This window comes from Burkholderia pulmonis (assembly GCF_984667975.1).
In genome coordinates, this window is sequence record NZ_OZ480186.1 from 2,537,995 (window position 1) to 2,563,462 (window position 25,468).

Consider the following 25,468-nt stretch of genomic DNA (forward strand, 5'->3'; position numbering starts at 1 on the left):
GCATCCGCGATTGCCGTCGTGCTCTCTCACGGGCGGCAGACGGACAATAAAGGGCGATCGTGCAGTGCGTCAAGCGAGGGAAATCTTTCAATTTCCATACTATTTGTAATGTATGCGATGAAAATCTCGATGACGCTTCTCGTGACGTAGAGGCCAATGCCTTGATGGAGCGAGAATCCGGATTTCTCGGGAAGTACCAGCAACGAAAAATAGAAAGTATTTTGAAAGACTTCGCTTCTCGCTATTCCGCTGATTGTTACAGATTGCTTAACGCCGGAGGGGCGTCGCACCGCATCGGCCGGCGGCGTATCCGTCGATGCCTGACGTGCGGACATGCGATGTATTGCGGCAGTCGCCTGCGCCAGGTCCTACTCCGAATAGCCTTGCGACGCTGGACGCGCATCGTGACGACGGCCCCACCACGGCAGGTACGCGTTGTTTTCGCCGCGAGCGCGGAACCAGTTCTTGCTGGCGTCGATCGGTGTCAGCTTCGATGGCGCGACCACCACCACTGCTGTCGGATGGTCGGCGTCGGTCGTTCCCGCCACGAGCACGTTCCCACCGAGGTGATTCGCACGACCGATCGCGAGTGCCACATTGGTCAAGGCTGCACCAGTACCCATGTCACCGAGCAATACCGACGTGTTGAAGGTATTTTCGCGAAGGTCGTTTTCCGGCAAGGCTTCCGCGAGTCCTTGCGAGAAGGCCGCAGCACTTGCCGACGCGGCATCGCTGCCCTTGCCCGCGTCATGAATGACATAGTTCAGCGACGAGACCGTGACGCCGGCATTGCTTGCTGCCGCATCGATAATCGTCGATCTCCACGCATGTGCCGCACGCTTTGCATCGGTGCTCCCGTCGAAATCCCGAAGGTTGCCCCGTGCGGCCTTGCCGATCCAGGCGAGCGGCTCTCGTTCGGTCTTCAAACCCGGACCAGCGAGGAACAGCACCACCATGTTTTCGTTGATCTGTTCGTCGTGCGGCGGAAAGCTCGGCGCGTCCCAGTTCATCACCCATGCGCTTTTGTCAGGGTGCGCAGCGAGGTAGTCCAGCGCAGCGTTCAGCGACGTGAAGCCGGCATTGCCTTGGCCTGACGTCACGTGCACATCGGGCGGCGTGTCACGACTCCATAGATTTTTTGCGGAGGGGTTGCCGATTTCATACATATTCACCATTTCGTCGCGCAAGAACGCTCCGGCAACGGCAGGGTCGAGCCGACCGGCAGGAAGTGCAAACTCGACACGTACCCCGGCCAGCTCGCGCCACTCTCTCTTGTACTTCGAGCTGACGGTGTAAAAATAATCCGGGTTCATCACATAGCGCGTCCGAAACAACACAAGAAGTTCGCGAATATATTTCTTGTAGAAACCCACAAACGACTCGCGCCCCCACCGCCCGTCCGCCACGATAGAGATCGCCTGCAACGTCGAGTATTTTTGGGGATTTGTCCGCACCATATCGTCGTTGACGTTCGGCTTCACCAACCCGAGCGTCCACAGCAATTGCCACTCGGTCGGATAGTCACGGCGCTGCAGCGGATTGAGCCATTCAAGTCCGACTACCTGGGCAACGAACGGTGCGGCAGCCCCCTCTTCGACAGATGGTGCCAGCGCAGTACTCGTCTCGGCCCGCAACGGCGAGCCCGACAGAAGTGCCGCCATGGCGAGTGAGACGAATCCAACGCGTCCGGCAAGAATGCGATACATGAATATTCCTGGTCGAACCGGCCAGTGACGGAGGCCGGTTCGACAATTCATTCCCGTCCGGACGACGCCAGACTCGAAATCAGCGTCGCGCCACACGATGTCTTGTGGCCATCGAATGCAGCGGGTTTGCCATCGACGATAACCTGCGGATCGCCTTCGGCGATAAAGCAGGCCTGATGGCCCGCGATCGGGCAGACACACGTATCACCGAGCCGGGCCACCGGCCGCCCCATCACTTCACTGACCGCGCTGCCGGTTACGACCTGCCCGCCATGGCTCGTCGCGTCGCCGACTCGAATGATTCCGCGCATGCGTGCTCCTTATTCCGAATAGCCTTGCGATGCCGGACGCGCGTCATGACGGCGGCCCCACCACGGCAAGTACGCGTTGTTCTCCCCGCGTGCGCGGAACCAGTCCTTGCCTGCGTCGATCGGCGTCAGCTTCGAAGGCGCAACGACTACCACTGCCGTCGGATGCTCGGTGTCGGTCGTTCCTGCGACAAGCACGTTGCCGCCGAGGTGATTCGCCCGGCCGATCGCCAGCGCCACATCGGTCAGCGCCGCGCCAGCTCCCATGTCGCCGAGCAACGCCGATGTGTTGAAGGTCTGCGTACGGAAATCGTATTCCGGCAACACTTCCGTCAGCGTCTGCGACAGCGAGGCAATCCGTGTCGATGCAGCATCGCTGCCCTTGCCTGCGTCGTGCACGATGTAATTCACCGACGACACCGGCACGCCTGCATTGATCGCCGCTTTATCGAGCGTCGACTTCCATGCCTGCACCGCGCGGCTCACGCCTTGCTTCGCCTCGAAATCCTTGACGTTGCTTCGCGCGGCTTTGCCGATCCACGCAAGCGGCTCACGTTCCGTCTTCAGGTCCGGACCCGCCAGGAACAGCACCACCATGTTCTCGTTGATCTGTTCATCCTTCGGCGGAAAGCTGGGGGCGTCCCAGTTCATTACCCACACGCTTTTGTCGGGGTGGGCAGCCAGATAGTCCAGTGCCGCGTTCAGCGACGTGAAGCCGGCATTCCCCTGGCCCGTCGTCACATGCACATCGGGCGGCGTATCGTGGCTCCATAGGTCTTTCGCGGACGGATTGCCGATCTCATACGCATTGGTCATTTCGTCACTCAAGAATGATCCGGCAAGCACCGGATCCAGACGCCCCTTCGGAATGGCGAGCTCGACGCGGACACCAGCCAATTCGCGCCACTCCTTTTTATTATCAGACTTTACCGTATAAAAATAATCAGAACTCGTTACATATCGAGCACGAAAAAGCACGAGCAATTTTCTAACATACTTCTTATAAAACCCAACAAATGACTCACTACCCCATTGACCATCGGCCACAATAGAAATTGCTTGCAACGTCGAATATTTCTTCGGATTTGCCCGAACCATATCGTCGTTGTTGTTCGGCTTCACCAATCCCAGCGTCCACAACAATTGCCACTCTGTCGGATAGTCACGCCTCTGCAGTGGATTCATCCACTCAAGGCCCACCACTTGAGCCACAAAAGGCTTAGACGGCTCTGCCCCCGCACCTGCGGAAGCCGATCCGGCAGCCGGCGCAGCGATCGCTTTCGGTGCTACAAGAACGGTCGTCAACGCCAACACCACAATTGCCAGAAGTCCCGGCAGCAGCACCAGTCGCTTCATCAATTCCCCCAAATTCAATAGCCCACCAGTCGAATCACCGGTCGAAGTCGCCAGTACAAGCGAAACGATAGAGGTTACGATCATCACAACGCATGCCATTCCTACACGACGAGGCCATGTGGCGATGATCGTTCTCACAGAACACCCCCGATCTTCAGGAAAAGCCCCCCATCGCGTTCGTCATATATCTTAGATGGCATCATTGCATCCTTGTCCTTCTTCACCCAATTCTGAAGGAAATCCTTTTTATATTTACCGTACGAGAGATATTCAGAAAATTTCTGACTCGGATGACTGTCATCCAGATCACCGATAAACCTCCAGTCAGCCTCAATGCGAAGCTTATAGAAATCAAGCTCCGTCAGATAGCAAAGACCAATTGCCACATCATAAGCGAGTGCCTTTTCAGCATGGTCCTTGTTGGTCATGATGGTCGAATGGTTGGTGGGGTTATTTTTGTCCCCACCGTTCAGAATCTGAAAAATCTCCTTGTTCCGCCATTCGGTGTAATCAGCACTTGCTGACTCAGGATTGTCCTCTCCGACTACCTTTCCATCTTTGTCGACCCAGCGGCGATTTCCGGATCTCCGCGCCTCCATACGGAGAATGGAGTGATCCTCGTATCGCTGCGCAGCCTCGGATGCAGCATCCCCCTGCGCTTTCAGCGCGTCGCTTTCGGTCGCAAATTTTTCCGACTTCGTGTCGAAGTTGTCGTATGGGTCGTCATCCCGCTTACCCTCCTTATTGGCATCGCGGCCAGCCGACGGCGGATCGTAACCCTCGTTGAAGCGCCCTTCCTCGATCGGTTTCCCGTGCGCATCACAAGCGCCTGATGGTTTGCCGTAACGCAACGCCTTTGGAAAGAAGCGTGTTTCCTTGTCGAGCATCGGAGCCGTAATCGGGATTTCCCATTCGTTCGGCGGCAGGGCATTGACCTCCATGTCCGACAAGTTGAACAGGTAGAGGGCGGGGCTCGTTACAAACGTGACAAACTTCGCGAACCACCCCTCGTTGGAATGCATGCCTCGCGCAAAACCGTATCGCGCGGGCGGTGACGGCGGATACCAAAACCCCTCCGTTTTGTTCTTGCCACTACGCCAGTCATCCTCCCAATACCGGTATAGCTTATTTTCACCGCCGACCTCGAAATTCGACGCGAACACACGTTGCGAGAAAACACCCCACGCGTTCGTCGCACTGATCTCTTCGATATTCATGCCGCGCCATCCGATCCCTTGAACGGTCAGGGCGGAAATGACCTGATCATGCGGACAGCAATACAGTGTCACTCTCCCGTAGGTATTCTTCTGGTACAACCCGTGCGCCTCCCGGTCCTTGGCTGCGCTATACGGCTTCCCCCCGCACTCCGACGGTCTGGCGTTTTCCATCGCGCGATCGAGATCCTCCGCAGGCATCTCCAGATCGGCTCGAGCGCGCAGGATATCGAAGTACTCCCTCAGCGTTTCCTTGCGGGCGACATAGGTCTCGCGCCCCACGTGTCCGTTCTTGTCGCGTACCCCGCGCTGTGCCCAGGTATCGGTGAAGTTGCTCTCCACCAGGCTGTACGGCGGATTGGCAAGAACATAAGTGTCCGCCACGCAGCGTCCTTTCTTGCCCCACCGGTCCTCCACCTCCGGCAACCGGTCGCCGAGGAACGCAGCGGCAAGACCGATCATGTTTCCCTGGCTGTGGCACACGATCGTGATCGGCACGTCGGCCTGGCGCTTGCGGATCGATTCGACCAGGCGCGCAAGCCGTAGCGCACCCAGCACGCCATAGGTACGCGGCGGCGTCGAATAGATCTTGCGGTTGCCGATCGAATTCATATGCTGGACGGTCAACCAGAGAAAAAGCCGGTCGTGCAACCCGTCGTTCCACAGATCCGGCAGACTCGAACACCCGCCCGCGAACGGCCCGCCGCCCCAGTAATTCTTCTCGTTGAGCATGATCTTGTCGCCATACTCCTTCAGCTCCTCAGCATTGGCGGCATAGCCCCACCGGAAATGAATGACGGGAGAAAAGGACGGATCGGGCTTGATGTACGTCTTCGACGTCATTTCCGGATTCAGGAAGCCGTCGGACGTCAGGCTCTCGATATAGCTGACCGGCGTCATCTGCCCGGCCACTGGCCCGAAATGGAACAGTTGATCGTCATAGCGCCCCATGCGCCGGTTCAATCCGGCACACAGCCCCTGCTCGGCGTCCTTGAACCATTCGCCCTCAGAATTCACCCCGTGCACGAAGATGACCACACCCGGCAGCGGCATCTGCATCACGCATTCGAGATCATTGCGATTGAACAGCGTCGTCCCCGCCCCACCGCCCACCGAAGTCTGCGACGCATCATCAGCCGACGTCTGCCCGCTCGGGTTCTGCGCAAAGTTGTAGTTGAACATGTTGTTTTTCTTGAAGACTCAGCTCAGGTTCTCGACTTGAAGAAGCGAACCGCCAATTGTTCGAACTGATCGCTACTGACCGGCTCCAGCTTGCCTTGCGCGTCGGTCTTCCCCTTGATCAACTCGCCCGACGCTTTGCGCACCTCGGCTTCCATGCCCTCGACCGGCTGCCCGTCAGTGGCCCGTACCAGCTTCGGCACGCGCCCCAGCGAGCCTTGGTCGAACTTCGGAAAATCGGCGCTCATGCTCGCCGGCCCGGCCCACGTATGCGACGCGGACTTGACGGTAAAACTCCCCGGACACCCGAGCTCGATATCGCCGCCATGCAACTTCAGATACGCGCCGCCCGACGTCACGAACACGACCTGCTCGCTGGCCATGCCCGCGAGCTTGCCGCCCCCCGCCGTCATCTGGATGTTCTTCGCCGAATCGATCTGCGTATCGTCGTTCTGGCTCTGCAGCGCCACCTTCCCCTGGTTGGCAATCGCCGACACGCCTTCGCTGTGCGCGAACATCGCCACGCCATGCCCGGCCTGCAGGTTGATCCGCTGACCGCTCGTGTACTGCAAGTGGTTCTGCGCGACGACATCGACGTTGCCACCCGCATGGGTCGTCACGGTCTTCGGCGTCGCCATGCTGATGCCGGCCGGCGCGGTGATGCCGATCGCGGCCATCGACGCGCCCGACGATTCACCGCCGCCGGACGCCTCGCCAGTCGGCCAGCCTTTCACCGTGGTCATGAGCGCGTCGTGCGGCTGCGTGTCCGGCGCAACGCCCTGGTGCTGGCCCGCATAGTCGCCGAGGCTCTTGAACAGCTCGACGCATTCCTGCATCAATTGCAGATACTCGTCCCGCGCAAGATGCCCGTCGCTCGCGCGCAGCCGTTCCCATGCAGAAATCAGCATCGCCTTGCCGCTGCGAATCGCTACGTGCGCATCGCTGCGCAATTCGGCGCCCTCGCCGCGCGCCGCGCCTTGCCCGTTATCGCGCGGTTGCGTCAGGTAGCCGAGGTTCAACTGACTGTACGCATGCTCGCTCGCCAGCTGGCTGCTGATCTGCCCGGGTGTATCGTCGAAGCGGATCTGGTTGTATCGCTGCCCCTTGATTTCCTTCGTCTTCGTACCGGACAGGTAACGGTTGCCCGGCAGCGCGCCGGTATGGCTGAAGGTTGCCGGCATGTTCGGCCCGTTGGCCAGCACGCCCATCACGACGAGCCGGTCCGGATCGCCGCCGATATGACCGATCAGCACCTCCATGCCGACGCGCGGCAACGTATTCGCACCGAAACTCGGCCCGGCGAGCGCGCAGGCGACGCGCACCGGCGCGCTGTCGGACGGCGTGCCGCTCGTGCCGGCGCCCTGCGCGTGCGCATGATCGTCCGCATTCAGCCCCTGGATCCGCACGCGGATACGACCCATTTCATCGCAGAACACCTCCTCGCCCTCCGGGCCCACGACGACGGCCGTCATCGGATGCACGGGCGGCAGGTCGACGTGGGGATCGTAGGCAGGCGTCAGCGGTACGCCGCGCCGCACGCACGAGAACGTGTTCTCGTAGCGCCTGTCGCTCTCATCGCCCGGCTTGCCGGTCACGTCGGCCGGCACCGCATTGAACAGCACGCGGCTTGCCGCGAACAACGACTGCGCGCGCTCGTTCAGCTCCTTCGGCAGGTTGTTCCGCACGCGATGATGAAGCGACGTGACGACGAACTGCCGCTGTTCGGCCGGCAAGGTGTCGAGTTGCGGATGCTCGGCAAGCGCAAACCAGTGACCGACGGCCAGGTCGCGCACATTGCTCACGCCGTCGACGGATTCGGCACGCAGTTCATGCGCCAGCATCCGGTCCTTGCCGATCCGGTCGAGGTCCGACGACGAATCCCCCGCGTGCGGGATATCGATGACGGCGTCGGCCAGCAAGTGCCCGAGGTCGTTGCCGCCGTCGCCCTGGTCGACGATCGTCGCCTGCTCGGTTTGCGACATCCGGCCGCTCTTGTAATCCCACGTCGGCCGGACGATCTTGCCCGGGATCAACCGGCGGCTCGTCGCCCACAACGTGATCGAATCGCGTTCTTCCGTAGCGGTGTCGCGGTGGTAACGGATGGTGCCGGCGGCCGTGTCCGGCAGCTTCATCGAGTCGTCGGCGAAGACGAGCGTGTGAACCGGCGTGTCATGCGCGTTGCCGCTTGCCCGCTCGCCGGCCTTGCCCGCCTTGACGAATACGGTCGCACCGTCGCGCCGCAACAGCCGCCGGATGAAATGCGCATCCGACTCGTTGACCTGCCGCGTCAGCTCGCGCGCCGGGTATCGTTCGCCGTGCAGGCCGGACAGGTCGAATTCGAATGCGCCGGCGAGCGCCGGGCTGCGCTGGCGCCACTCCTGAAGCAGCACGCCCAGGATGTCGGGCAGGCTCTTGGAGCGAAACAGCCGCGAATTGGTCCGCCGCTCCATCACGGACAGCACGTCGCGAATCGTCAGCTGGTAGCAGGTCAGCGAACCGTCCGACTGTCCGGTGCGAACGTCGGTGACGATGCCGTTGATGGTGTGGAGACGCCCGCGATCGGTCGTCATCTCGACGGAAACCGGCAGCCCGATGAAGCTGCGGATCGGGAGATCGGTCCGTGCGGACACGCAGGTCAGATGCCCGTCGACGCCCGCCATCAACCCTTCGCGGATGTCGGCATACTGGAGCGCCAGCACCTGCTCGAGCGTCTTCTGAGCGGGCCCCCAGTTCATGCGAACCGGCCGATTGTTTTGATCGACCACCCCGGACGCAAACGTGCGTAGCAATTCGGCTGTATTCACAGCGTGACTCTCAGGATTTTGTTTTACTTCGTTATTCGTCGAGCAATCACGCCCGCTGGTCCGTCCTGGGAGTGCCGCTCGTCTGGTTTTCGGCGAGCATAGCAAATTTGTCAGGTTGATGACGGCTTTTTGACAGGATTTAGAATCATTTTTGTAAAACGTCCGACCGGATTCGAAAATTCACATTCTTTCGAATCGGCTCAGGCCTCATCCCGTGGCACCCGATCGTCGCCCCGGTGTCATCCCTGTACGTGCCGCATGCCCAATCCGGGCCAGACGAACGGCATCGCCACATCGCGAATCGTGAAATCCCATCGCCCGTCGATACCGACGAACGTCGCGCTGAAATGCCGGTCGTCGGCCCACGTCAGGTCGTCCAGATGGCATGACGCAACCATCGCACCGACCGTCCGCCGCACGAGCACCTTCAGCGGCGCCTACGACACGAGCGTAAACGTGACGGCTTCCTCGAACAGGCAGTCGTAGTCGGTGACGAGCAGATACGCGGCCGGCGTTTCGAACTGGCGCAGCAGCACATAGCCGGAAACGGCGAGCGCGGAACACACGCCATCGACAAGCACACGCGTACGCGGCGGCCATGCTTCATACGCCTCGCCGTGCGTTTCGAGCGCAAAGCGATCGACCGGCTTCATCGCCGCACGGCCTTCGGCGTGCCACCTCCCCGCTGCATCGCCGCGTCAGTGCGCGGCCTTGCGATACAGCGCAACGTATCCCGCGAGCATCAGCAGCAGCGACCCGCTGACCCGGTTTAGCCACTTCTCTCCGGCCGCTTTCCACACGCGGACCGAATGCACGCCGAGCAGCGCGTAACCGGTCATCCCGATCACGTCGACGGCGACAATCGTCGCCGCGAGGATCGCGTACTGCGGCGCGATCGCGTGCGACCGGTCGACGAACTGCGGCAGCAGCGCGGACATGAACAGGTAGTACTTCGGGTTGCTCATCGCGACGAAGAAGCTCTTCAGGAAAGCGGTCCGGTGATCGGGCGTCGCGGGGACACACGCCTGCGCATCGGCCGGGCTGCCGCTCGACATCAGCATCCGGATGCCCACGTACGCTAGCCACGCCGCGCCGAGCAGCTTCAGCGTCACGAAAGCCGTTTCCGACGCGTCGAGCAGCATGCCAAGGCCGAACCCGACCAGCGCGACGAGCACGACGTCGGCCGTGACGGCGCCGAGCATGCCGACCATCGCGTGACGCAATCCGTACCGCGAGCCGTTGCTCATCGCGAGCAGCACCGTCGGGCCGGGCGTCGCGACGCCGACGGACAGGATCAGGGCGAATGCAAACAAGGCGGAGAGCGACATGGCCTGGTGTTCCTTCTGGAGAGGGCGATCCGGGGATGGCAGCGTCGCTCGTCAGCCGTGCAGGCCGGAGCCGCTGCGCGATTTGTTGCGACGAATATGGACGGTCAATGATCGCATGGCCGACGTGATCCCCGCTCGGCGGTTTTTGGGCCCTCGTTTCGACGGCAACCGGCCGCCATCCCAGATAGTGAGCCGACATTTTCGTAAACGACAATCATTCGCGTTTACGTTAGACTCCGCCGCTCGATAAAAAACGCGTCCGCGACAGTACGGACGCGCCACGCCGCCCGGATTCCGACTTGCCGCCCTGGGATGGATCACCGACCACACCCGAATTGCGTCCCATGTCGACACTTTCGTTACCCGTCCGGCGTCTCACGCCGATTGCCTGCGGCATTGCGCTCGCCTGCACCTTCCCTGCCGCCGCCCTGGCCCAGCAGGCCACTTCCGCCGCCGGCGCCGCGCCCGACGCAGCCGTGCTGCCGTCGATCAATGTAACCGGCGCCGCCGAGCCGCTGCCCGGCGACCTCGCGCCGACCTATGCGGGCGGCCAGGTCGCGCGCGGCGCGGATTTCGGCGTGCTCGGCCGGCAAAAGGCCAGCGACGTACCGTTCAGCATGACCACCTACACGTCGAAACTGATCGAGGACCAGCAGGCCCGCACGCTCGCCGACGTGCTCGACAACGATCCGGCCGTGCGCAGCGCATCCGGCTACGGCAACTTCTCGCAGGTGTTCGTCATCCGCGGTTTCGTGCTCGCCGGCGACGACGTGTCGCTGAACGGCCTGTACGGCGTCACGCCGCGGCAGCTCGTCCAGACCGACGCGGTCGAGCGTGTCGACGTGTTCAAAGGCGCGAATGCGTTCCTGAACGGCGCGTCGCCGGGCGGCTCGGCGATCGGCGGCGGCGTGAACCTGCAGTTGAAGCGCGCGGACGACAAGCCGCTCACGCGCGTCACCGTCGACGGCGCCACGTCCGGTTCGCTCGGCACGCACGTCGACATCGGCCGCCGCTTCGGCAGCGAAGGCCAGTTCGGCGTGCGCGTGAACCAGTCGATCAGCGGCGGCGACACGGCCGTCGACGACGAGCGCCGCCGCAGCAACGTGACGGCGGTTTCGCTCGACTGGCGCGGCGACAAGCTGCGCCTGTACGGCGACTTCCTGTATCAGCGGCAGCGGATCGACAACGGCCGCCCGGTCGTGCTGATCAGCGGCAACCAGTTGCCGGCCGTACCGTCCGCAACGCACAACTATGCGCAGCCGTGGAGCTTCAGCGAGCTCGAGGACACGGTCGGGATCGTGCGCGCCGAATACGATTTCCTGCCCGCGTGGACGGCCTACGTGTCGGCCGGCGCGCGCCATACGAACGAGCACGGCGACTATTACACGCCGACCTACTCGTCGTCCGGCACGACCGGTTCGCGCCTGAGCGTGCCGCACAAGGAAGATGCGCAGTCGGCCGAAGCCGGCGTGCGCGGTCGCTTCACGACCGGCCCCGTGTCGCACTTCGTGACGGCCGGCGCGTCGTTCATCCGCATCGACAGCCAGTCCGCGTACACGATGTCGAGTGCATTCCCGACGACGCTCTACGATCCGGCGCCGGTCGCATTCCCGGCGACCGCCTACTCGGGCGGCGACATGAACGATCCCGGCACGATCACGAAAACCTGGCTGCGCAGCTTCGCGGTGTCCGACACGCTCGGCTTCCTCGACGACCGCGTGCTGTTCACGATCGGCGCGCGCCGCCAGTCGATCTCGGTCGACAACTTCGACTACACGGGCGCGGTCACCAACACCTACAGCAACGCGATCACGACGCCGGTATTCGGTCTCGTCGTGAAGCCCTGGCGCAACGTATCGATCTTCGCGAACCGCAGCGAGGCGCTCGCGCAGGGCGAAATCGCCCCGAACACCGCGCGCAATGCGGGCCAGTCGCTGTCGCCGTTCCGGTCGAAGCAATACGAAGCCGGGATCCGCTACGACACCGACAAGTACGGCGCGTCGCTCGCGCTGTTCCAGATCGAGAAGCCGATGGCATACACCGATCCGGCCTCGAACCTGTTCGGCGCCAACGGCACGCAGCGGCACCGCGGCATCGAGACGGCCGTGTACGGCGAACCGTGGAAAGGTGTGCGACTGATCGCGGGCGCGACGTACCTCAAGGCGACGCTGCAGAACACGGAGGGCGGCGCGAACGACGGCAACCGGCCGATCGGCGTGCCGTCGTTCCTGTTCAACGCGAACGCCGAATACGATGTGCCGATGCTGAACGGACTCACGCTGACCGCGCGCTGGATCCATACGGGGCCGCAGTACGTGGACGTCGCGAACACGATGTCGATCCATGCGTGGGACCGCTTCGACCTGGGTGCGCGCTACGCGACGGATCTGTTCGGCAAGAAGACGACGTTCCGCGCGACCGTGCGCAACGTCGCGAACAAGTCGTACTGGTCGTCGACGACGGGTGGATATCTGACGCAGGGCGATCCGCGGTCGGTGTGGCTGTCGATGACGACGGATTTCTGACACGCACGGAAGAGAGTGGCGGGCTGCCGCCAGAGTTTGCTATACTCTCGCTCTTCCGGAGAGATGGATGAGTGGTTTAAGTCGCACGCCTGGAAAGCGTGTATAGGTTAATCGCCTATCGGGGGTTCGAATCCCCCTCTCTCCGCCAGAATTCAAAATGCCCGCGCAAGCGGGCATTTTCGTTTCCGGAGAGAAGCGTGCAAGCCGATCGTTCGGCCTGCACGGGGGATTCGAAGGGATTCGCCTGCAAGCGAATCCGCGGCCCGCGCTCGTGTGGGCGAATCCCCCTCGCCGCCAGCACACGGTAAAAACGGGCCCTTCGGCCCGTTTTTCATTTCTCCCCGCGAAAACGCTCGCCGGTCGTCGGTGCAGGCTGCCGTGACGGGCTTCTGCTTCATTGTTCGTCCTCCGACCGCACGTCGTCGAACGTGATCGGGGAATCCGGGTGACGGCACGCCTTGTGTCCGCTTCTTCAATTCCGGCTCGCCACGCTCACCGGCGCGGGCCAGACAATTCGACACGGTTCCCATCGGTGCATTGTCGTTTCAGCCCCGGCGCGCCATTCAAACCGCCATTCAAAATCGAACGGCAACCGCATTTCGACGATTCATCCGGCCGCTCGGCACGATACGAGCGCGGCATTGCGTCCGACAGGACGATAAATCCGCCAAAGCGGGCACAGCCGCCCCTCCAGCCATCGCGCGAAACGGCGCAGCGATCCCCCGCGCGAACAGTCAACGCCTCAAACTTTCCTCCACACGACCGTTAAACTGCTTTCCCGATAAACCATATCGACACACGCCGAGACCATGAAAAAGAAAACACAAATCGTGATCGCAGGGATCGCCATCGCCGCAGGCATCGCTTCCAGTTATGCGAGCCCATACATCACGATGTACCAGATGCGATCGGCCATGACGGACAAGGATGCCGACTCGTTTTCTTCGCACGTCGACTTTCCGTCGCTGCGTGAAAGCCTGCGTGGTCAATTCCTGACGATGGTGCAATCGAAACTGGCGAATTCGCCCGATATGAAAGGCAATTCATTCGCCGGTCTGGGAATGATGGTGGCGATGGGTTTCGCGAACCAGCTCATCGACACGATGGTGACGCCGGCGGGCGTCATGACCATGATGGCTCAGGGGGCGGCCAAACCCGCGCACCCCGCCGATGCACCGGCTGCCCCCGCATCGCCTGCCGCCCCGGCGGAAGCGACTCACGCGGGTTCCGACGGCGGCGCTGCGCCACATGAAGCCGACACGACGCCGAGGGTCGACTATTCGGTTCGCTACAAGAACTGGTCGACCGTCACCGCAACTGCACGAAAAGGAACGGACGACCAGGTGACGCTCGTGTTCAAGCGTGACGGCCTCTGGTCGTGGAAACTGAGCGGCATCGACGTGCCGATCGACAGGATCGGTTCGAACTGATCTTCGGACGTGCGACGCACGCCGGATCCTGAAGGCCGCCCGCTAAAGATCTGCATTGATCTGACGATATAGGAGGTTTCGGCTCCACGAGTCACGTCCATGCGATTCAGCCTGCGGTTCGTCATGACGGCCAGCGTCTCGGCCATGCTGTCGGCGTGCGCGACAGTCGCGTCGCACCCGACGATCAGTACCACCGTTGCCGTCACATCGGCTCCGCCATCGCAGAAAACCCTGCGCGACGGCGGGTCCGCTACCGACCTGTCGGTCGTCGGTCAGCCTGCGCCAACGTTCCACACGCTCCTGTCCGTTCGCGAATGCGTTGCCGCCAAATGCACGGCGGGCATCGCCAAGCCGACGGTCGCGGTAACTGTCCAGCGCGTGTCCGAAGGGCAAGCCGCAATCCGCTTCGCGGTGACGATGGAGATCGCCGGCAGCCAGACACTGAAATCGCAAACCAGCCAGGCCACGTCGGAAGTGACGCTATCGATCCCGCCGGGCACGACGGCGATCACCGATCAGTTTGCCGTTGACCGGGTCGCGACGATCAAGGTGGGCGAGTTTCGATACGTGACATTGCCGCACGGCATTCGTGCCTATGTCTGCGTCGCGATCCCCAACGCAAACGGTGTGACGGACGGAAGCTGCGATGTCGGTCGCGCGCAACCGACCAAGGGCGCCGAGCTCGGGACATCCGCGCTCTGATCCACGCCACCGGCGCCGATACCGGCAGCGGGCACGCAGCCCGTTCCTGCGTTCGAGCACGCCTTCCGCGTCACGGATGCCGGATGTAATCCACCAGCGCCAGCGTGTACTCATCCGGCCGCTTGTCGCACAGGCTCACCGCGATTGCCACCGCAAACCCCGCCGGCACGCCGAACACGCCTGAACTGATCGGCTCGATCCCGAACCACGTGTGCCCCGCGAACCCGGTCAGCTGCGTGAAGTACGGGTACGTCGACACGATGTAGTACACGCACACCGCCAACCCGGTCACCATCCCGGCGATCGCGCCGCGCGTCGTCGTGCGCTTCCAGAACACGCCGAGCACGAGCACCGGAAAGAAGCTTGACGCCGCCAGCGAAAACGCGGCGCCGACGAGGAACAGGATCTTCCCCGTGTTAAGCGACGCGACGTACGATGCGAACAGCGCCACACCGAGCAGCAGCACCTTCGAGATCGTCACGCGCCGCTGGCTCGATGCATCGGGCGCGACCATGCAGTAATAGACGTCGTGCGACAGCGCGTTCGCGATCGTCAGCAGCAGCCCGTCCGCGGTCGACAGCGCCGCGGCCAGCGCGCCGGCCGCGATCAGCCCCGACACGACATACGGCAGCCCCGCGATCTCCGGTGCGGCCAGCACGACCATGTCCGGCTGCATCTGGATTTCCGACCAGTGCACGATGCCGTCGCGAATCACCTCGACGACGCTGATCAGGTCCGGCTCGAAGTGATGCCATTGCGTGACCCACGCCGGCAACTCGGCGAACGGCCGCCCGACCAGGTTCGCGAGGATTTCGTACTTGATCAGCACCGCGAGCACCGGCACGCTCAGGTAGAACAGCGCGATGAAGAACAGCGTCCAGCCGACCGAGCGCCGGGCCGACGCGACCGACGTGGTCGTGTTGTAGCGCGTCAGGATGTGCGGCAGGCTCGCGGTGCCGAGCGACAGGCACAGCAGCAGCGCGAGGAAATTGCGTTCGCGCGGCTTGCGCTCGTCTTCGCTCGCGGCCGGAAACGGCTCGTGCATCGGTACCGGGGGCTCGGCCCGCGCCAGCAGGTCGTCGCGCGCCTGCGTCCACGCGACCCGCGCCGCCGCGGGATCGCGCGGGAAATCGGCCAGCTCGCGCTCGCGCTGGCTGATCTCGCGCAACGGCCCGTTGTGGCGCCGCAGGTCGGCCAGCTGATCGGCGAGATGCCGGCGTGCGTCCGCATACGACGAGGGCAGCCGGTCGAGCCGCGTCTGGATGTCCGCGGCCTGCCGGCGATACGCGTCACGCACCTGCTGCTCGCCGGACGCATCGCGCACCTGCGCTTCGCGTGCTGCGACGCGCTCCATCAACTTGCCGTAATTGAACTGCGGCACCGGCCCGAGCCCGTTCTTCATCGCGATCAGCGACACCGGAATCAGGATCGCGCTGATCAGGATGATGTACTGCGCGACCTGCGTCCACGTGACCGCGCGCATGCCGCCGAGAAACGAGCACACGAGAATGCCCGCGAGCCCGCAGAAGATCCCGATCGCGAAATCGACGCCGATGAAGCGCGTCGCGATCAGGCCGATCCCCTGGATCTGCGCGACCAGGTAGACGAACGAGCACAGGATCGCCGCGCCGGCCGCGAGCGCGCGCACGGCCGTGCTCGAAAAGCGCGTGCCGAGAAAATCGGGAATCGTGTAGCGCGCGAGCTTGCGCACGTAAGGCGCGAGCAGGAACGCGACGAGGCAGAACCCGCCCGTCCAGCCCATCACGTACGCGAGCGCGTCGTAACCGGTCGCGTAGAGCGAGCCCGCCAGGCCGATGAACGACGCGGCCGACAGCCAGTCGGCCGCCGTCGCCATCCCGTTGAACGCGGACGGCACGCGCCGCCCGGCCACGTAATACTCGACGAGATCGGACGTGCGCGACAGCAGCCCGATCACCGCGTACACGGCGATCGGCACGAACAGGAACACGTAGCCGATCCAGACGCCCGAGCCCGTCGCACGCTCGATCCGCCACATCAGCAGCACGAACCCGAGAAACCCCAGCGTGTAGAGCGCGTAAGCGCGGATCAGTCGATGCGTCAGCATGAGTCAGCGCCCGCCGTTCGCAGAGTCGCTACGCGCCGCATGATCGTCGTACGCGCGGCGCAGCATGCGGTCCGCGCGCTGCATGAGCCCGATGTAGACGACGATCAGCACGAGGTACACGAGAATCGCGCCCTGCGCACCGACGTAGAACGGCAGGCTGAAGCCCGCGAAACGGATTCCGGCGAGCGCGGGCCCGAAGAACGGCACGACGAACGACACCGTGAAGCCGATCACCATCAGCACCGCGATCAGCGCAACGTTGAAGCGCCAGTAGCGCGCGTGGGCACGCGCGAGCGGCTCGGGAACGGGCGGTGGCGCAGCGGGCGCCGGACGGGTCGGAACGGTCATGCCGTTATGTAGCAAAAAGCCCCTGCGCGGGCAATCGGGATTGCCGCGCAGGGGCTCGTGCGTGTGACACGCACCCGGTGGGCGATCAGCGTACTTCGGTGAGCTGTTCGAGGATGGCCGGGTTCTCGAGCGTGGACGTATCCTGCGTGATCGCCTCGCCCTTCGCGAGCGAGCGCAGCAGGCGCCGCATGATCTTGCCCGAACGCGTCTTCGGCAGGTTGTCGCCGAAGCGGATGTCCTTCGGCTTCGCGATCGGCCCGATCTGCTTGCCGACCCAGTCGCGCAGCGTCTTCGCCAGTGCCGCGGCTTCCTCGCCCTCCGGACGCGAACGCTTCAGCACGACGAACGCGACGACCGCCTCGCCCGTCGTGTCGTCCGGACGGCCGACCACGGCGGCTTCGGCGACGAGCTCGTGCGACACCAGCGCCGACTCGATCTCCATCGTGCCGAGCCGGTGGCCCGACACGTTCAGCACGTCGTCGATCCGGCCCATGATCGTGAAGTAGCCGGTGTCCTTGTCGCGCACGGTGCCGTCGCCGGCAAGATAGAGCCGGCCGCCGAGTTCCTCGGGGTAGTAGCTCTTCTTGAAACGCTCCGGATCGCCCCAGATCGTGCGGATCATCGCCGGCCACGGACGCTTGACGACGAGGATGCCGCCCTGCCCGTTCGGCACGTCCTGGCCCGTCTCGTCGACCACCGCGGCCATGATGCCCGGCAACGGCAGCGTGCACGAGCCCGGCACGGTCGGCGTGGCGCCCGGCAGCGGCGTGATCATGTGGCCGCCCGTCTCGGTCTGCCACCACGTATCGACGATCGGGCAGCGTTCCTGGCCGACGTGCCTGTGATACCACATCCACGCTTCAGGATTGATCGGCTCGCCGACCGTGCCGATGATGCGCAGGCTCGACAGGTCATGGCTCTTCGGGTGCACCTTGTCGTCGGCTTCGGCCGCCTTGATCAGCGAACGGATCGCGGTCGGCGCGGTGTAGAACACGGTGACCTTGTGATCGCCGATCATCTTCCAGAAACGGCCGGCGTCCGGATAGGTCGGCACGCCTTCGAACACGACCTGCGTGCCGCCGCACGCGAGCGGGCCGTACGTGATGTACGTGTGGCCCGTGACCCAGCCGATGTCGGCCGTGCACCAGAACACGTCGTCGGGTTTCCAGTCGAAGGTCCACTTCATCGTCTGCGCGGCCCACAGCAGGTAGCCGCCCGTGCTGTGCTGCACGCCCTTCGGCTTGCCGGTCGAGCCCGACGTATACAGGATGAACAGCGGATGCTCGGCGCCGACCCATTCCGGCGCACACGTGTCGGACTCGCCGTCCGCGATGTCATGCATCCACAGGTCGCGGTCCGCATGCCAATCGACCTTGCCGCCGGTGCGCCGATAGACGATCACGCTCTTCACCGCGTCGCAGCCGCCCATCGCGATCGCCTCGTCGGCAATGCTCTTGAGCGGCAGCGTCTTGCCGCCGCGCGCCTGCTCGTCGGCCGTGATCAGCGCGACCGCGCCGACGTCGACGAGCCGCTCGTTCAGCGATTTCGCGGAGAAGCCGCCGAACACGACCGAGTGCGTCGCGCCGATGCGCGCGCAGGCCTGCATCGCGACGATGCCTTCGATCGACATCGGAATATAGATGACGACGCGATCGCCCTTGCCGATCCCGCGTTTCTTCAGCGCGTTCGCGAAGCGCGACACGCGGGCGAGCAGATCCGCATAGGTGACGCGCGTGACGGTGCCGTCGTCGGCCTCGAAGATCACCGCGACGCGCTCGCCGTTGCCGGCTTCGACGTGACGGTCGAGGCAGTTGTACGACGCGTTCAGCTCGCCGTCCTCGAACCACTTGTAGAACGGCGCGTTGCTCTCGTCGAGCACTTTCGTGAACGGCTTGTGCCACGCGAGGCCTTCGCGCGCGAGACGCGCCCAGAAGCCTTCGTAATCCTGCTCGGCCTCGGCGGCAAGCGCACGATAGGCCGGCATGCCGGAAATGGTCGCCGCCTTCTCGAGCGCCGCGGGCGGCGCGAACTGACGGGTTTCGTGAAGAACCGATTCAATCGCAGACATCGACTACCCCTTGGTGAACATGAATCCTCTGCATGGCGGCGCGATCGTGCGCGCCGCGCGTCTTGGCCGGCGCATGCGCGCCGCTGTCTCCCACCACCCGCACGCTGCCGTGAAGGCCGCGCGCGATGCTGCGCCGCACCACATCACGCGAACGTGACCATGCGGCCCGGCGGTTTCCACGATAAGCGCCCGAACTTACCCGGCACTTACGCGGCATCGTGCATTTCGCACGCCGGGAGGCGCCGCATTACGGTCAGCTTTACGCTGTTACAACCGCGACTCTACAATCCTAACTGAACTCGCCTTCCGGATTCCAGCTTGAATCGCTACGCCCTCTTCCTCATCCTGTCGATGCTGTTCGTCGGCAGCAACGTCGGTATCGGTAAATCCATCGTTGCATTCGTCCCCGTCGCCATCCTCGCCACGCTGCGTTTCGTGATCGCGATCGCCGTGCTGTGGCCGCTGTTCAGCCCCGTGAAGATGCGCCAGGTCAAGCGCGGCGAATGGCTGAACCTGTTCCTGCAGGCCTTTTTCGGCACCTTCATGTTCACGCTGCTGATGCTCAACGGCGTGCAGCGCACGAGCGCGGTGGCGGCCGGCGTCATCACGAGCACGATCCCGGCGATCGTCGCGCTGTTCGCATGGCTGATCCTGCGTGAAAAACCGAACGGCCGTGCGCTCGTGTCGATCGCGCTCGCGATCGCCGGCGTCGTCACGATCAACCTCGCCAACGGCGGCGCGGCCGCGCACGGCGCCCACGGCGACGCGTCCGGCTCGCTGACCGGCAACCTGCTGATCCTCGGCGCGGTGTGCTGCGAATCGATCTACGTGATCCTGTCGCGCCGGCTCACGCAGACGCTCGCGCCGATCGACATCTGCGCGTATACCCATCTGTTCGGCCTGTTCCTGATGCTGCCGCTCGGCGCGACGGCGCTGTGGCGCTTCGATTACGCGAGCGTGCCGGCCGGCACCTGGGCGCTCGTCGTCTGGTATGGCCTGTCGGCCAGCATCTTCTCGTTCTGGCTGTGGATGAAGGGCATCCGGCACGTGCCGGGCAGCCTCGCCGGCGTGTTCAGCGCGGTGCTGCCGATCGCCGCGGCCGCGTACGGCATCGCGTTCCTCGGCGAGCGCCCGACGCTCGCACACGGCATCGCGCTCGCGTGCGTGGTCGCCGGCATCGTGCTTGCGAGCCTGCGCGTGAAGCGCGTGCCGGCCGCGGCCTCCTGATCCGTCCCCGGCATACCCGGCGCGTCGCTGCAGTCGCGCCGGCCGACGCGCTACAATAGCGCGCCTTTTCAAGATTACCCCCGATACCTGCGCACCGCGCCCGTACCCCAACATGTCCGCCCCGCATTCGCCCGGCCGTCCCGCCCGTCGCCCGCTTCGCCCCCTTCCCGCGCTGATTTTCATGAGCCGCTGGCTCCAGGTACCGCTGTACCTCGGCCTGATCGTCGCGCAGGCCGTCTACGTATTCCTGTTCCTGAAGGAAGTCTGGCACCTGCTGTCGCATGCGACGAGCCTCGACGAGATCAGCGTGATGCTCGCGGTACTCGGCCTGATCGACGTGGTGATGATCTCGAACCTGCTGATCATGGTGATCGTCGGGGGTTACGAAACGTTCGTGTCGCGTCTCGGCATCGAGGGTCACCCCGACGAGCCCGAATGGCTCGACCACGTGAACGCGGGCGTGCTGAAGGTCAAGCTGTCGATGGCGCTGATCAGCATTTCGTCGATCCACCTGCTGAAGACGTTCATCAACCCCGACCAGCACACGATGCACGCGATCATGTGGCAGGTGATCATCCACGTGTCGTTCCTCGTGTCGGCGCTCGTGATGGCGTGGGTCGACCGCCTGACGACGCACACGCACCCGGCCCATTTCCACGAGACGCACGCGCCAGCAACGTCCGGACCGGCGGCCTGAACCGTCGGCAAACCATTCCCCACTGTCCCCACAGAGTCTCAGCCATGACCGTCATCAAACAGGAAGACCTGATCCAGAGCATCGCGGATTCGCTGCAGTACATCAGCTATTACCACCCGCTCGACTACATCCAGGCCCTCGGCCGCGCGTACGAGCTGGAAGAGAGCCCGGCAGCGAAGGATGCGATCGCGCAGATCCTCACGAACAGCCGCATGTGCGCCGAAGGCAAGCGTCCGATCTGCCAGGACACCGGCATCGTCACGATCTTCGTGAAGGTCGGCATGGACGTGCGCTGGGACGGCGCGACGATGGGCCTGACCGACATGATCAACGAAGGCGTTCGCCGCGGTTACACGCACCCGGACAACGTGCTGCGCGCATCGATCGTCAACCCGCCGGAAGGCGCCCGCAAGAACACGAAGGACAACACGCCGGCCGTGATCCACTACGAGATCGTGCCGGGCGACAAGGTCGACGTGCAGGTCGCGGCGAAGGGCGGCGGCTCGGAGAACAAGTCGAAGTTCGTGATGCTGAACCCGTCCGACTCGATCGTCGACTGGGTGCTGAAGACGGTCCCGACGATGGGCGCCGGCTGGTGCCCGCCGGGCATGCTCGGGATCGGCATCGGCGGCACGGCGGAAAAGGCGATGCTGATGGCGAAGGAATCGCTGATGGAGCCGATCGACATCCAGGAAATCATCGCGCGCGGCCCGAAGGACTGGGTCGAGGAACTGCGCGTCGAGCTGCACGAGAAGGTCAACGCGCTCGGTATCGGCGCGCAGGGCCTCGGCGGTCTCGCGACCGTGCTCGACGTGAAGATCATGGCGGCACCGACGCACGCGGCCTCGAAGCCGGTCGCGCTGATCCCGAACTGCGCGGCCACGCGCCACGCGCACTTCGTGCTCGACGGTTCGGGCCCGGCCAAGCTCGAAGCGCCGTCGCTCGACGCCTGGCCGAAGGTCCAGTGGGAACCGAACACGGAAACGAGCAAGCGCGTCGACCTGAACACACTGACGCCGGAAGAAGTCGCGAGCTGGGCACCGGGCCAGACGCTGCTGCTGTCGGGCAAGATGCTCACCGGCCGCGACGCCGCGCACAAGCGCATCGCCGACATGCTCGCGAAGGGCGAGAAGCTGCCGGTCGACTTCACGAACCGCGTGATCTACTACGTCGGCCCGGTCGATCCGGTGCGTGACGAAGTGGTCGGCCCGGCCGGCCCGACGACGGCCACGCGCATGGACAAGTTCACCGAGACGATGCTCGCGCAGACGGGCCTGATCTCGATGGTCGGCAAGGCCGAGCGCGGCCCGGTCGCGATCGACGCGATCAAGAAGCACAAGGCTGCGTACCTGATGGCGGTCGGCGGCGCGGCGTACCTCGTGTCGAAGGCGATCCGCGGCGCGAAGGTGCTCGCGTTCGAAGACCTCGGCATGGAAGCGATCTACGAGTTCGACGTGCAGGACATGCCGGTGACGGTCGCCGTCGATTCGTCGGGCACGTCGGTGCACCAGACCGGCCCGAAGGAGTGGCAGGCGAAGATCGGCAAGATCCCGGTCGCAACCGCTTAATCAGGCGCGATCGAACGAAAGGCCGGACGGAAGTCCGGCCTTTTTACTTCTCATTCTCATTATTGTGTACGGCCGGTTATTCGAGGCTGATTCTCATTACACGCAAAAGGCAGGCCAGACAAGGCTTTGAGGCTTGGCTTTTCTCGTTCGAGCGATTATCGTTCGGTTTCTGAAGCCCCACTGAACAAGGAACAGCCATGCAAGGCGACAAGAAAGTCATCGAATATCTGAACGCCCAACTGAAGAATGAACTCACGGCGATCAACCAGTACTTCCTGCATGCCCGCATGTACAAGCACTGGGGCCTCGAGAAGCTCGGCAAGCACGAGTACGACGAGTCGATCGGCGAAATGAAGCACGCCGACTGGCTGATCGAGCGCGTGTTCATGCTCGACGGCCTGCCGAACCTGCAGGACCTGCACAAGCTGCTCGTCGGCGAGGAAACCGAAGAGATCCTGAAGTGCGACCTGAAGCTCGAGCAGATCTCGCAGTCCACCTGCAAGGAAGCGATCGCTTACTGCGAAACGGTTCGCGACTACGTGTCGCGCGAGATCTTCGAAAAGATCCTCGACGACACCGAAGAACACATCGACTGGCTGGAAACGCAGATCGACCTGATCGGCAAGGTCGGCCTGCAGAACTACCAGCAAACGATGATGGGTTCGGCCGAGTAACCGGCCTCCCTGCCGCACGGCCGTCCACATGACGATGACGAACCAGCCAGCCGCTTCCGGGGTCCGCCCCGCCGCTCCAGTCGGCATCTTCGACTCGGGGCTCGGCGGCCTGTCGGTGCTGCGCGCCGTGCGCGCGCACCTGCCCGGCGAATCGTTCGTCTACGTCGCCGACTCGCACCACGCGCCGTATGGCCCGCGCGACGAGGCGTTCATTACGGAACGCACGCTGGCCATCGGCGAATGGCTCGCCCGCGAAGGGGCGAAAGCGCTCGTCATCGCATGCAACACGGCAACGGCGCGGGCGATCGCGACCATCCGCGAGCGCCTGTCGATCCCGCTCGTCGGGGTCGAACCGGGCATCAAGCCGGCCGCCGCGTTGTCCGCAACCGGCGTCGCGGGCGTGCTCGCCACGCAATCGACGCTGAACAGCCCGCGCTTCCAGGCGCTGCTCGACCGCTACGGCGCCGGCCGTCGCTTCATCTGCCAGCCCGGCCACGGGCTCGTCGAAGCGATCGAACGCGGCGACACGAACTCGCCCGCCCTGCGCGCGTTGCTCGAGCGTTACCTGCAACCGATGCTCGACGACGGCGCCGATACACTGGTGCTCGGCTGCACGCACTACCCTTTCTTCACGGAAACGATTCGTGACCTTGTCGGCGACCGCCTGACGATCGTCGACACGAGCGATGCCATCGCGCGCCAGCTCGCACGAGTGCTCGACGAACGCGGCCTGCGCGCGCCCGCCGGCACGCATGCCGAGCCGCCGCGCTTCTGCTCGACGAGCGACGGCCTGCAACTGCGCGCGCTCGCGTCGACGCTGCTCGGCCTCGACGCGCCGGTCGAATCCGTCACCATTTCCTCGCCGAACGCGCGCACCTGCGCGACCGTCTGACGCGGGCCCGCACGCCCGCTCCTGCCGCGGCTCCGCCGCTCCCGCCGTTTCAAGGGTCCGATGACCTTAAAAAAAGCCCGACCCAGGCTTGTCAACGCCCGCAAAATTAATGATAATAATTCGCATTAACGTTAGCTATCGCAACTCATCATGATCGTCTGCGTGTGCAAGTCTGTTTCCGATCGCAAGATTCGCGCGTCCCTCGCCGAGGGCGCGAGCTCTTTCGATGAACTCCAGTTCGAACTCGGCGTGGCCACGTGCTGCGGCAAGTGCGAGGAGTCCGTACGCGACCTCATGGCCGAGCAAGGCGTCTGCGCGAGCCGGTGCGGTGTCGAGCATCACGCTCACCCGATCCCGGTCACGTTCTACGAACGCAAGGCTGCCTGACCGGCGCCGAGTGTGCGCATGCGGCCCCGGCCGCATTTTTTGTCTTGACCGTCAGCAAGCCACCGTCTACGCGAGCCAGCGGCTTACCTGCCAAGGAGCCTGTCATGGAATTGCTGATCGGATTTGTGACCACCGTTTGCATCTCGCTGCTGATCTTCCGCAAGTGATGCCGATTCACCCGCCGCGCCCCGGGTGCGACATCGTTCTTTCAAGCTAACATGCAGGCTTCGCATCTCGCTCCTGCCGGCGCCATGCCGGCTGCACCACGTATGAATCCCCGAGTGATCGTCGTCGCGGTCGGTGTGCTTGCCGCACACGCGATCATGCTGACGGCCGCCTGGCTCCATCGCAACCCGCCGCCGCCGAAAACGGTCGAAGTTCAGTCGATCGCCGTACAGCTCATCCAGCCTGCGCCGATCGCACAGCAGGTCGCGGCCGAATCGATCCCGCAACCTGCGCCGCCGAAGCCCGTACCGCGCGTGAAGCCGAAGGTCGAACCGAAGCCGGTGCAGAAGGCGGCAAAGCCGACGCCGCAGCCGGTTGCGCAATCACCGGCCCCGTCGCCTACACCGGCCGCCGATCCGACGCCGACGCCTTCCGCGCCCGCCCCCTCGGCACCGGCCGCCACGCCCAGCCCGGCGCGCGAAACGATGCAGGTCAGCGCACCGAAGAACGTCCCGACGCTCCAGTGCAATTTCATCGATCCGATCTACCCGCAGATGTCGCGCCGCCGCGGCGAATCGGGCACGGCGTATGTTCACTTCGTTGTCGGCGTGACCGGCAAGATCGAAAGCATCGAACTGCAGAAGAGCAGCGGCTATCCGCGCCTAGACGATGCCGCGCTCGACGCGATGCGCGCCACCACGTGCCGTCCGTATGTCGAGAACGGCCAGGCGATCCGCGCCGCCCGTACACAGCCCTACAAATTCGGGCTCACCGACTAACCTGCCTCATCCGGAAGATTCAAAG

The 25,468-nt window shown here is 63.9% G+C and carries 21 protein-coding genes and 1 tRNA gene; 11 read left to right on the forward strand and 11 right to left on the reverse strand.

What is annotated here, in order from left to right; genetic code table 11:
- Positions 1–26 precede the first annotated feature (26 nt).
- From AC5LXK_RS11720 to AC5LXK_RS11755, 8 genes are all read right to left on the reverse strand, one after another.
- A complete protein-coding gene (locus AC5LXK_RS11720; RefSeq protein WP_493388977.1) occupies positions 27–335 on the reverse strand; it encodes a hypothetical protein in 309 nt (102 codons plus the stop codon).
- A 33-nt stretch (positions 336–368) separates the two neighbouring features.
- Positions 369–1,706, reverse strand: a complete 1,338-nt coding sequence (locus tag AC5LXK_RS11725; protein ID WP_493388978.1) for a virulence factor — start codon at positions 1,704–1,706, stop codon at positions 369–371.
- A 47-nt stretch (positions 1,707–1,753) separates the two neighbouring features.
- Positions 1,754–2,017 (reverse strand): PAAR domain-containing protein, encoded by a 264-nt coding sequence (locus AC5LXK_RS11730; RefSeq protein ID WP_027784933.1) that lies wholly within the window; start codon positions 2,015–2,017, stop codon positions 1,754–1,756.
- A gap of 9 nt (positions 2,018–2,026) precedes the next feature.
- Positions 2,027–3,454, reverse strand: a complete 1,428-nt coding sequence (locus AC5LXK_RS11735; protein ID WP_493391217.1) for a virulence factor — start codon at positions 3,452–3,454, stop codon at positions 2,027–2,029.
- Between the two features lie 50 nt (positions 3,455–3,504).
- On the reverse strand, positions 3,505–5,766 hold the full coding sequence (locus tag AC5LXK_RS11740; RefSeq protein WP_493388979.1) for a T6SS effector phospholipase Tle3 domain-containing protein: 2,262 nt from the start codon (positions 5,764–5,766) through the stop codon (positions 3,505–3,507).
- Between the two features lie 23 nt (positions 5,767–5,789).
- Positions 5,790–8,567, reverse strand: a complete 2,778-nt coding sequence (locus AC5LXK_RS11745; protein ID WP_493388980.1) for a type VI secretion system Vgr family protein — start codon at positions 8,565–8,567, stop codon at positions 5,790–5,792.
- Positions 8,568–9,004: 437 nt separating this feature from the next.
- Complete coding sequence (locus AC5LXK_RS11750) at positions 9,005–9,220, reverse strand: hypothetical protein (RefSeq protein ID WP_493388981.1); 216 nt, start codon at positions 9,218–9,220, stop codon at positions 9,005–9,007.
- 45 nt (positions 9,221–9,265) lie between these two features.
- Entirely contained in the window at positions 9,266–9,895 is a 630-nt protein-coding gene (locus AC5LXK_RS11755; RefSeq protein WP_493388982.1) for a LysE family translocator, read from the reverse strand.
- A gap of 344 nt (positions 9,896–10,239) precedes the next feature.
- On the opposite strand from AC5LXK_RS11755, the gene AC5LXK_RS11760 reads away from it, so the two are divergent.
- The 4 genes from AC5LXK_RS11760 (at position 10,240) to AC5LXK_RS11775 (ending at position 14,552) form a co-directional block, all read left to right on the forward strand.
- Positions 10,240–12,420, forward strand: coding sequence for a TonB-dependent receptor (locus tag AC5LXK_RS11760; RefSeq protein WP_493388983.1), 2,181 nt, complete (start codon positions 10,240–10,242; stop codon positions 12,418–12,420).
- A gap of 57 nt (positions 12,421–12,477) precedes the next feature.
- Positions 12,478–12,568, forward strand: a tRNA-Ser gene (locus AC5LXK_RS11765).
- A 661-nt stretch (positions 12,569–13,229) separates the two neighbouring features.
- Entirely contained in the window at positions 13,230–13,850 is a 621-nt protein-coding gene (locus AC5LXK_RS11770) for a DUF2939 domain-containing protein (protein ID WP_493388984.1), read from the forward strand.
- A gap of 99 nt (positions 13,851–13,949) precedes the next feature.
- Positions 13,950–14,552 (forward strand): hypothetical protein, encoded by a 603-nt coding sequence (locus AC5LXK_RS11775; protein WP_493388985.1) that lies wholly within the window; start codon positions 13,950–13,952, stop codon positions 14,550–14,552.
- Between the two features lie 70 nt (positions 14,553–14,622).
- Here AC5LXK_RS11775 and AC5LXK_RS11780 read toward each other — a convergent pair whose 3' ends face one another.
- From AC5LXK_RS11780 to acs, 3 genes are all read right to left on the reverse strand, one after another.
- Complete coding sequence (locus AC5LXK_RS11780) at positions 14,623–16,638, reverse strand: sodium:solute symporter family protein (RefSeq protein ID WP_493388986.1); 2,016 nt, start codon at positions 16,636–16,638, stop codon at positions 14,623–14,625.
- Between the two features lie 3 nt (positions 16,639–16,641).
- The gene (locus tag AC5LXK_RS11785) at positions 16,642–16,986 is read right to left on the reverse strand and encodes a DUF4212 domain-containing protein (RefSeq protein ID WP_493388987.1); all 345 of its coding nucleotides are present in this window, start codon (positions 16,984–16,986) and stop codon (positions 16,642–16,644) included.
- Positions 16,987–17,071: 85 nt separating this feature from the next.
- Complete coding sequence (acs, locus tag AC5LXK_RS11790) at positions 17,072–19,054, reverse strand: acetate--CoA ligase (protein ID WP_493388988.1); 1,983 nt, start codon at positions 19,052–19,054, stop codon at positions 17,072–17,074.
- Positions 19,055–19,372: 318 nt separating this feature from the next.
- Between acs and AC5LXK_RS11795 the strand changes: the two genes are divergently transcribed.
- The 7 genes from AC5LXK_RS11795 (at position 19,373) to AC5LXK_RS11825 (ending at position 25,443) form a co-directional block, all read left to right on the forward strand.
- Positions 19,373–20,281: a DMT family transporter gene (locus AC5LXK_RS11795; RefSeq protein ID WP_493388989.1), complete on the forward strand. Its 909-nt coding sequence runs from the start codon at positions 19,373–19,375 to the stop codon at positions 20,279–20,281.
- 112 nt (positions 20,282–20,393) lie between these two features.
- Complete coding sequence (locus AC5LXK_RS11800) at positions 20,394–20,978, forward strand: TIGR00645 family protein (protein WP_493388990.1); 585 nt, start codon at positions 20,394–20,396, stop codon at positions 20,976–20,978.
- A 44-nt stretch (positions 20,979–21,022) separates the two neighbouring features.
- Positions 21,023–22,546 (forward strand): fumarate hydratase, encoded by a 1,524-nt coding sequence (locus AC5LXK_RS11805; RefSeq protein ID WP_006762441.1) that lies wholly within the window; start codon positions 21,023–21,025, stop codon positions 22,544–22,546.
- A 197-nt stretch (positions 22,547–22,743) separates the two neighbouring features.
- Complete coding sequence (gene bfr / locus AC5LXK_RS11810; RefSeq protein WP_174994539.1) at positions 22,744–23,220, forward strand: bacterioferritin; 477 nt, start codon at positions 22,744–22,746, stop codon at positions 23,218–23,220.
- A gap of 28 nt (positions 23,221–23,248) precedes the next feature.
- On the forward strand, positions 23,249–24,112 hold the full coding sequence (murI, locus tag AC5LXK_RS11815) for a glutamate racemase (protein ID WP_493388991.1): 864 nt from the start codon (positions 23,249–23,251) through the stop codon (positions 24,110–24,112).
- Positions 24,113–24,262: 150 nt separating this feature from the next.
- On the forward strand, positions 24,263–24,499 hold the full coding sequence (locus tag AC5LXK_RS11820) for a (2Fe-2S)-binding protein (protein ID WP_493388992.1): 237 nt from the start codon (positions 24,263–24,265) through the stop codon (positions 24,497–24,499).
- A 218-nt stretch (positions 24,500–24,717) separates the two neighbouring features.
- Positions 24,718–25,443, forward strand: a complete 726-nt coding sequence (locus AC5LXK_RS11825; RefSeq protein WP_493388993.1) for an energy transducer TonB — start codon at positions 24,718–24,720, stop codon at positions 25,441–25,443.
- The last annotated feature ends 25 nt before the right edge of the window (positions 25,444–25,468 follow it).

Coding starts and splice junctions, on each gene's coding strand:
- AC5LXK_RS11820 (WP_493388992.1), top strand. CDS start 24,263: ATGATCGTCTGCGTGTGCAAGTCTGTTTCCGATCGCAAGATTCGCGCG.
- AC5LXK_RS11720 (WP_493388977.1), bottom strand. CDS start 335: ATGTCCGCACGTCAGGCATCGACGGATACGCCGCCGGCCGATGCGGTG.
- AC5LXK_RS11800 (WP_493388990.1), top strand. CDS start 20,394: ATGTCCGCCCCGCATTCGCCCGGCCGTCCCGCCCGTCGCCCGCTTCGC.
- AC5LXK_RS11805 (WP_006762441.1), top strand. CDS start 21,023: ATGACCGTCATCAAACAGGAAGACCTGATCCAGAGCATCGCGGATTCG.
- AC5LXK_RS11760 (WP_493388983.1), top strand. CDS start 10,240: ATGTCGACACTTTCGTTACCCGTCCGGCGTCTCACGCCGATTGCCTGC.
- AC5LXK_RS11740 (WP_493388979.1), bottom strand. CDS start 5,766: ATGTTCAACTACAACTTTGCGCAGAACCCGAGCGGGCAGACGTCGGCT.
- AC5LXK_RS11780 (WP_493388986.1), bottom strand. CDS start 16,638: ATGCTGACGCATCGACTGATCCGCGCTTACGCGCTCTACACGCTGGGG.
- AC5LXK_RS11825 (WP_493388993.1), top strand. CDS start 24,718: ATGCAGGCTTCGCATCTCGCTCCTGCCGGCGCCATGCCGGCTGCACCA.
- AC5LXK_RS11730 (WP_027784933.1), bottom strand. CDS start 2,017: ATGCGCGGAATCATTCGAGTCGGCGACGCGACGAGCCATGGCGGGCAG.
- AC5LXK_RS11735 (WP_493391217.1), bottom strand. CDS start 3,454: ATGATCGTAACCTCTATCGTTTCGCTTGTACTGGCGACTTCGACCGGT.
- murI (WP_493388991.1), top strand. CDS start 23,249: ATGACGATGACGAACCAGCCAGCCGCTTCCGGGGTCCGCCCCGCCGCT.
- AC5LXK_RS11775 (WP_493388985.1), top strand. CDS start 13,950: ATGCGATTCAGCCTGCGGTTCGTCATGACGGCCAGCGTCTCGGCCATG.
- AC5LXK_RS11785 (WP_493388987.1), bottom strand. CDS start 16,986: ATGACCGTTCCGACCCGTCCGGCGCCCGCTGCGCCACCGCCCGTTCCC.
- acs (WP_493388988.1), bottom strand. CDS start 19,054: ATGTCTGCGATTGAATCGGTTCTTCACGAAACCCGTCAGTTCGCGCCG.
- AC5LXK_RS11755 (WP_493388982.1), bottom strand. CDS start 9,895: ATGTCGCTCTCCGCCTTGTTTGCATTCGCCCTGATCCTGTCCGTCGGC.
- AC5LXK_RS11770 (WP_493388984.1), top strand. CDS start 13,230: ATGAAAAAGAAAACACAAATCGTGATCGCAGGGATCGCCATCGCCGCA.
- AC5LXK_RS11750 (WP_493388981.1), bottom strand. CDS start 9,220: ATGAAGCCGGTCGATCGCTTTGCGCTCGAAACGCACGGCGAGGCGTAT.
- bfr (WP_174994539.1), top strand. CDS start 22,744: ATGCAAGGCGACAAGAAAGTCATCGAATATCTGAACGCCCAACTGAAG.
- AC5LXK_RS11725 (WP_493388978.1), bottom strand. CDS start 1,706: ATGTATCGCATTCTTGCCGGACGCGTTGGATTCGTCTCACTCGCCATG.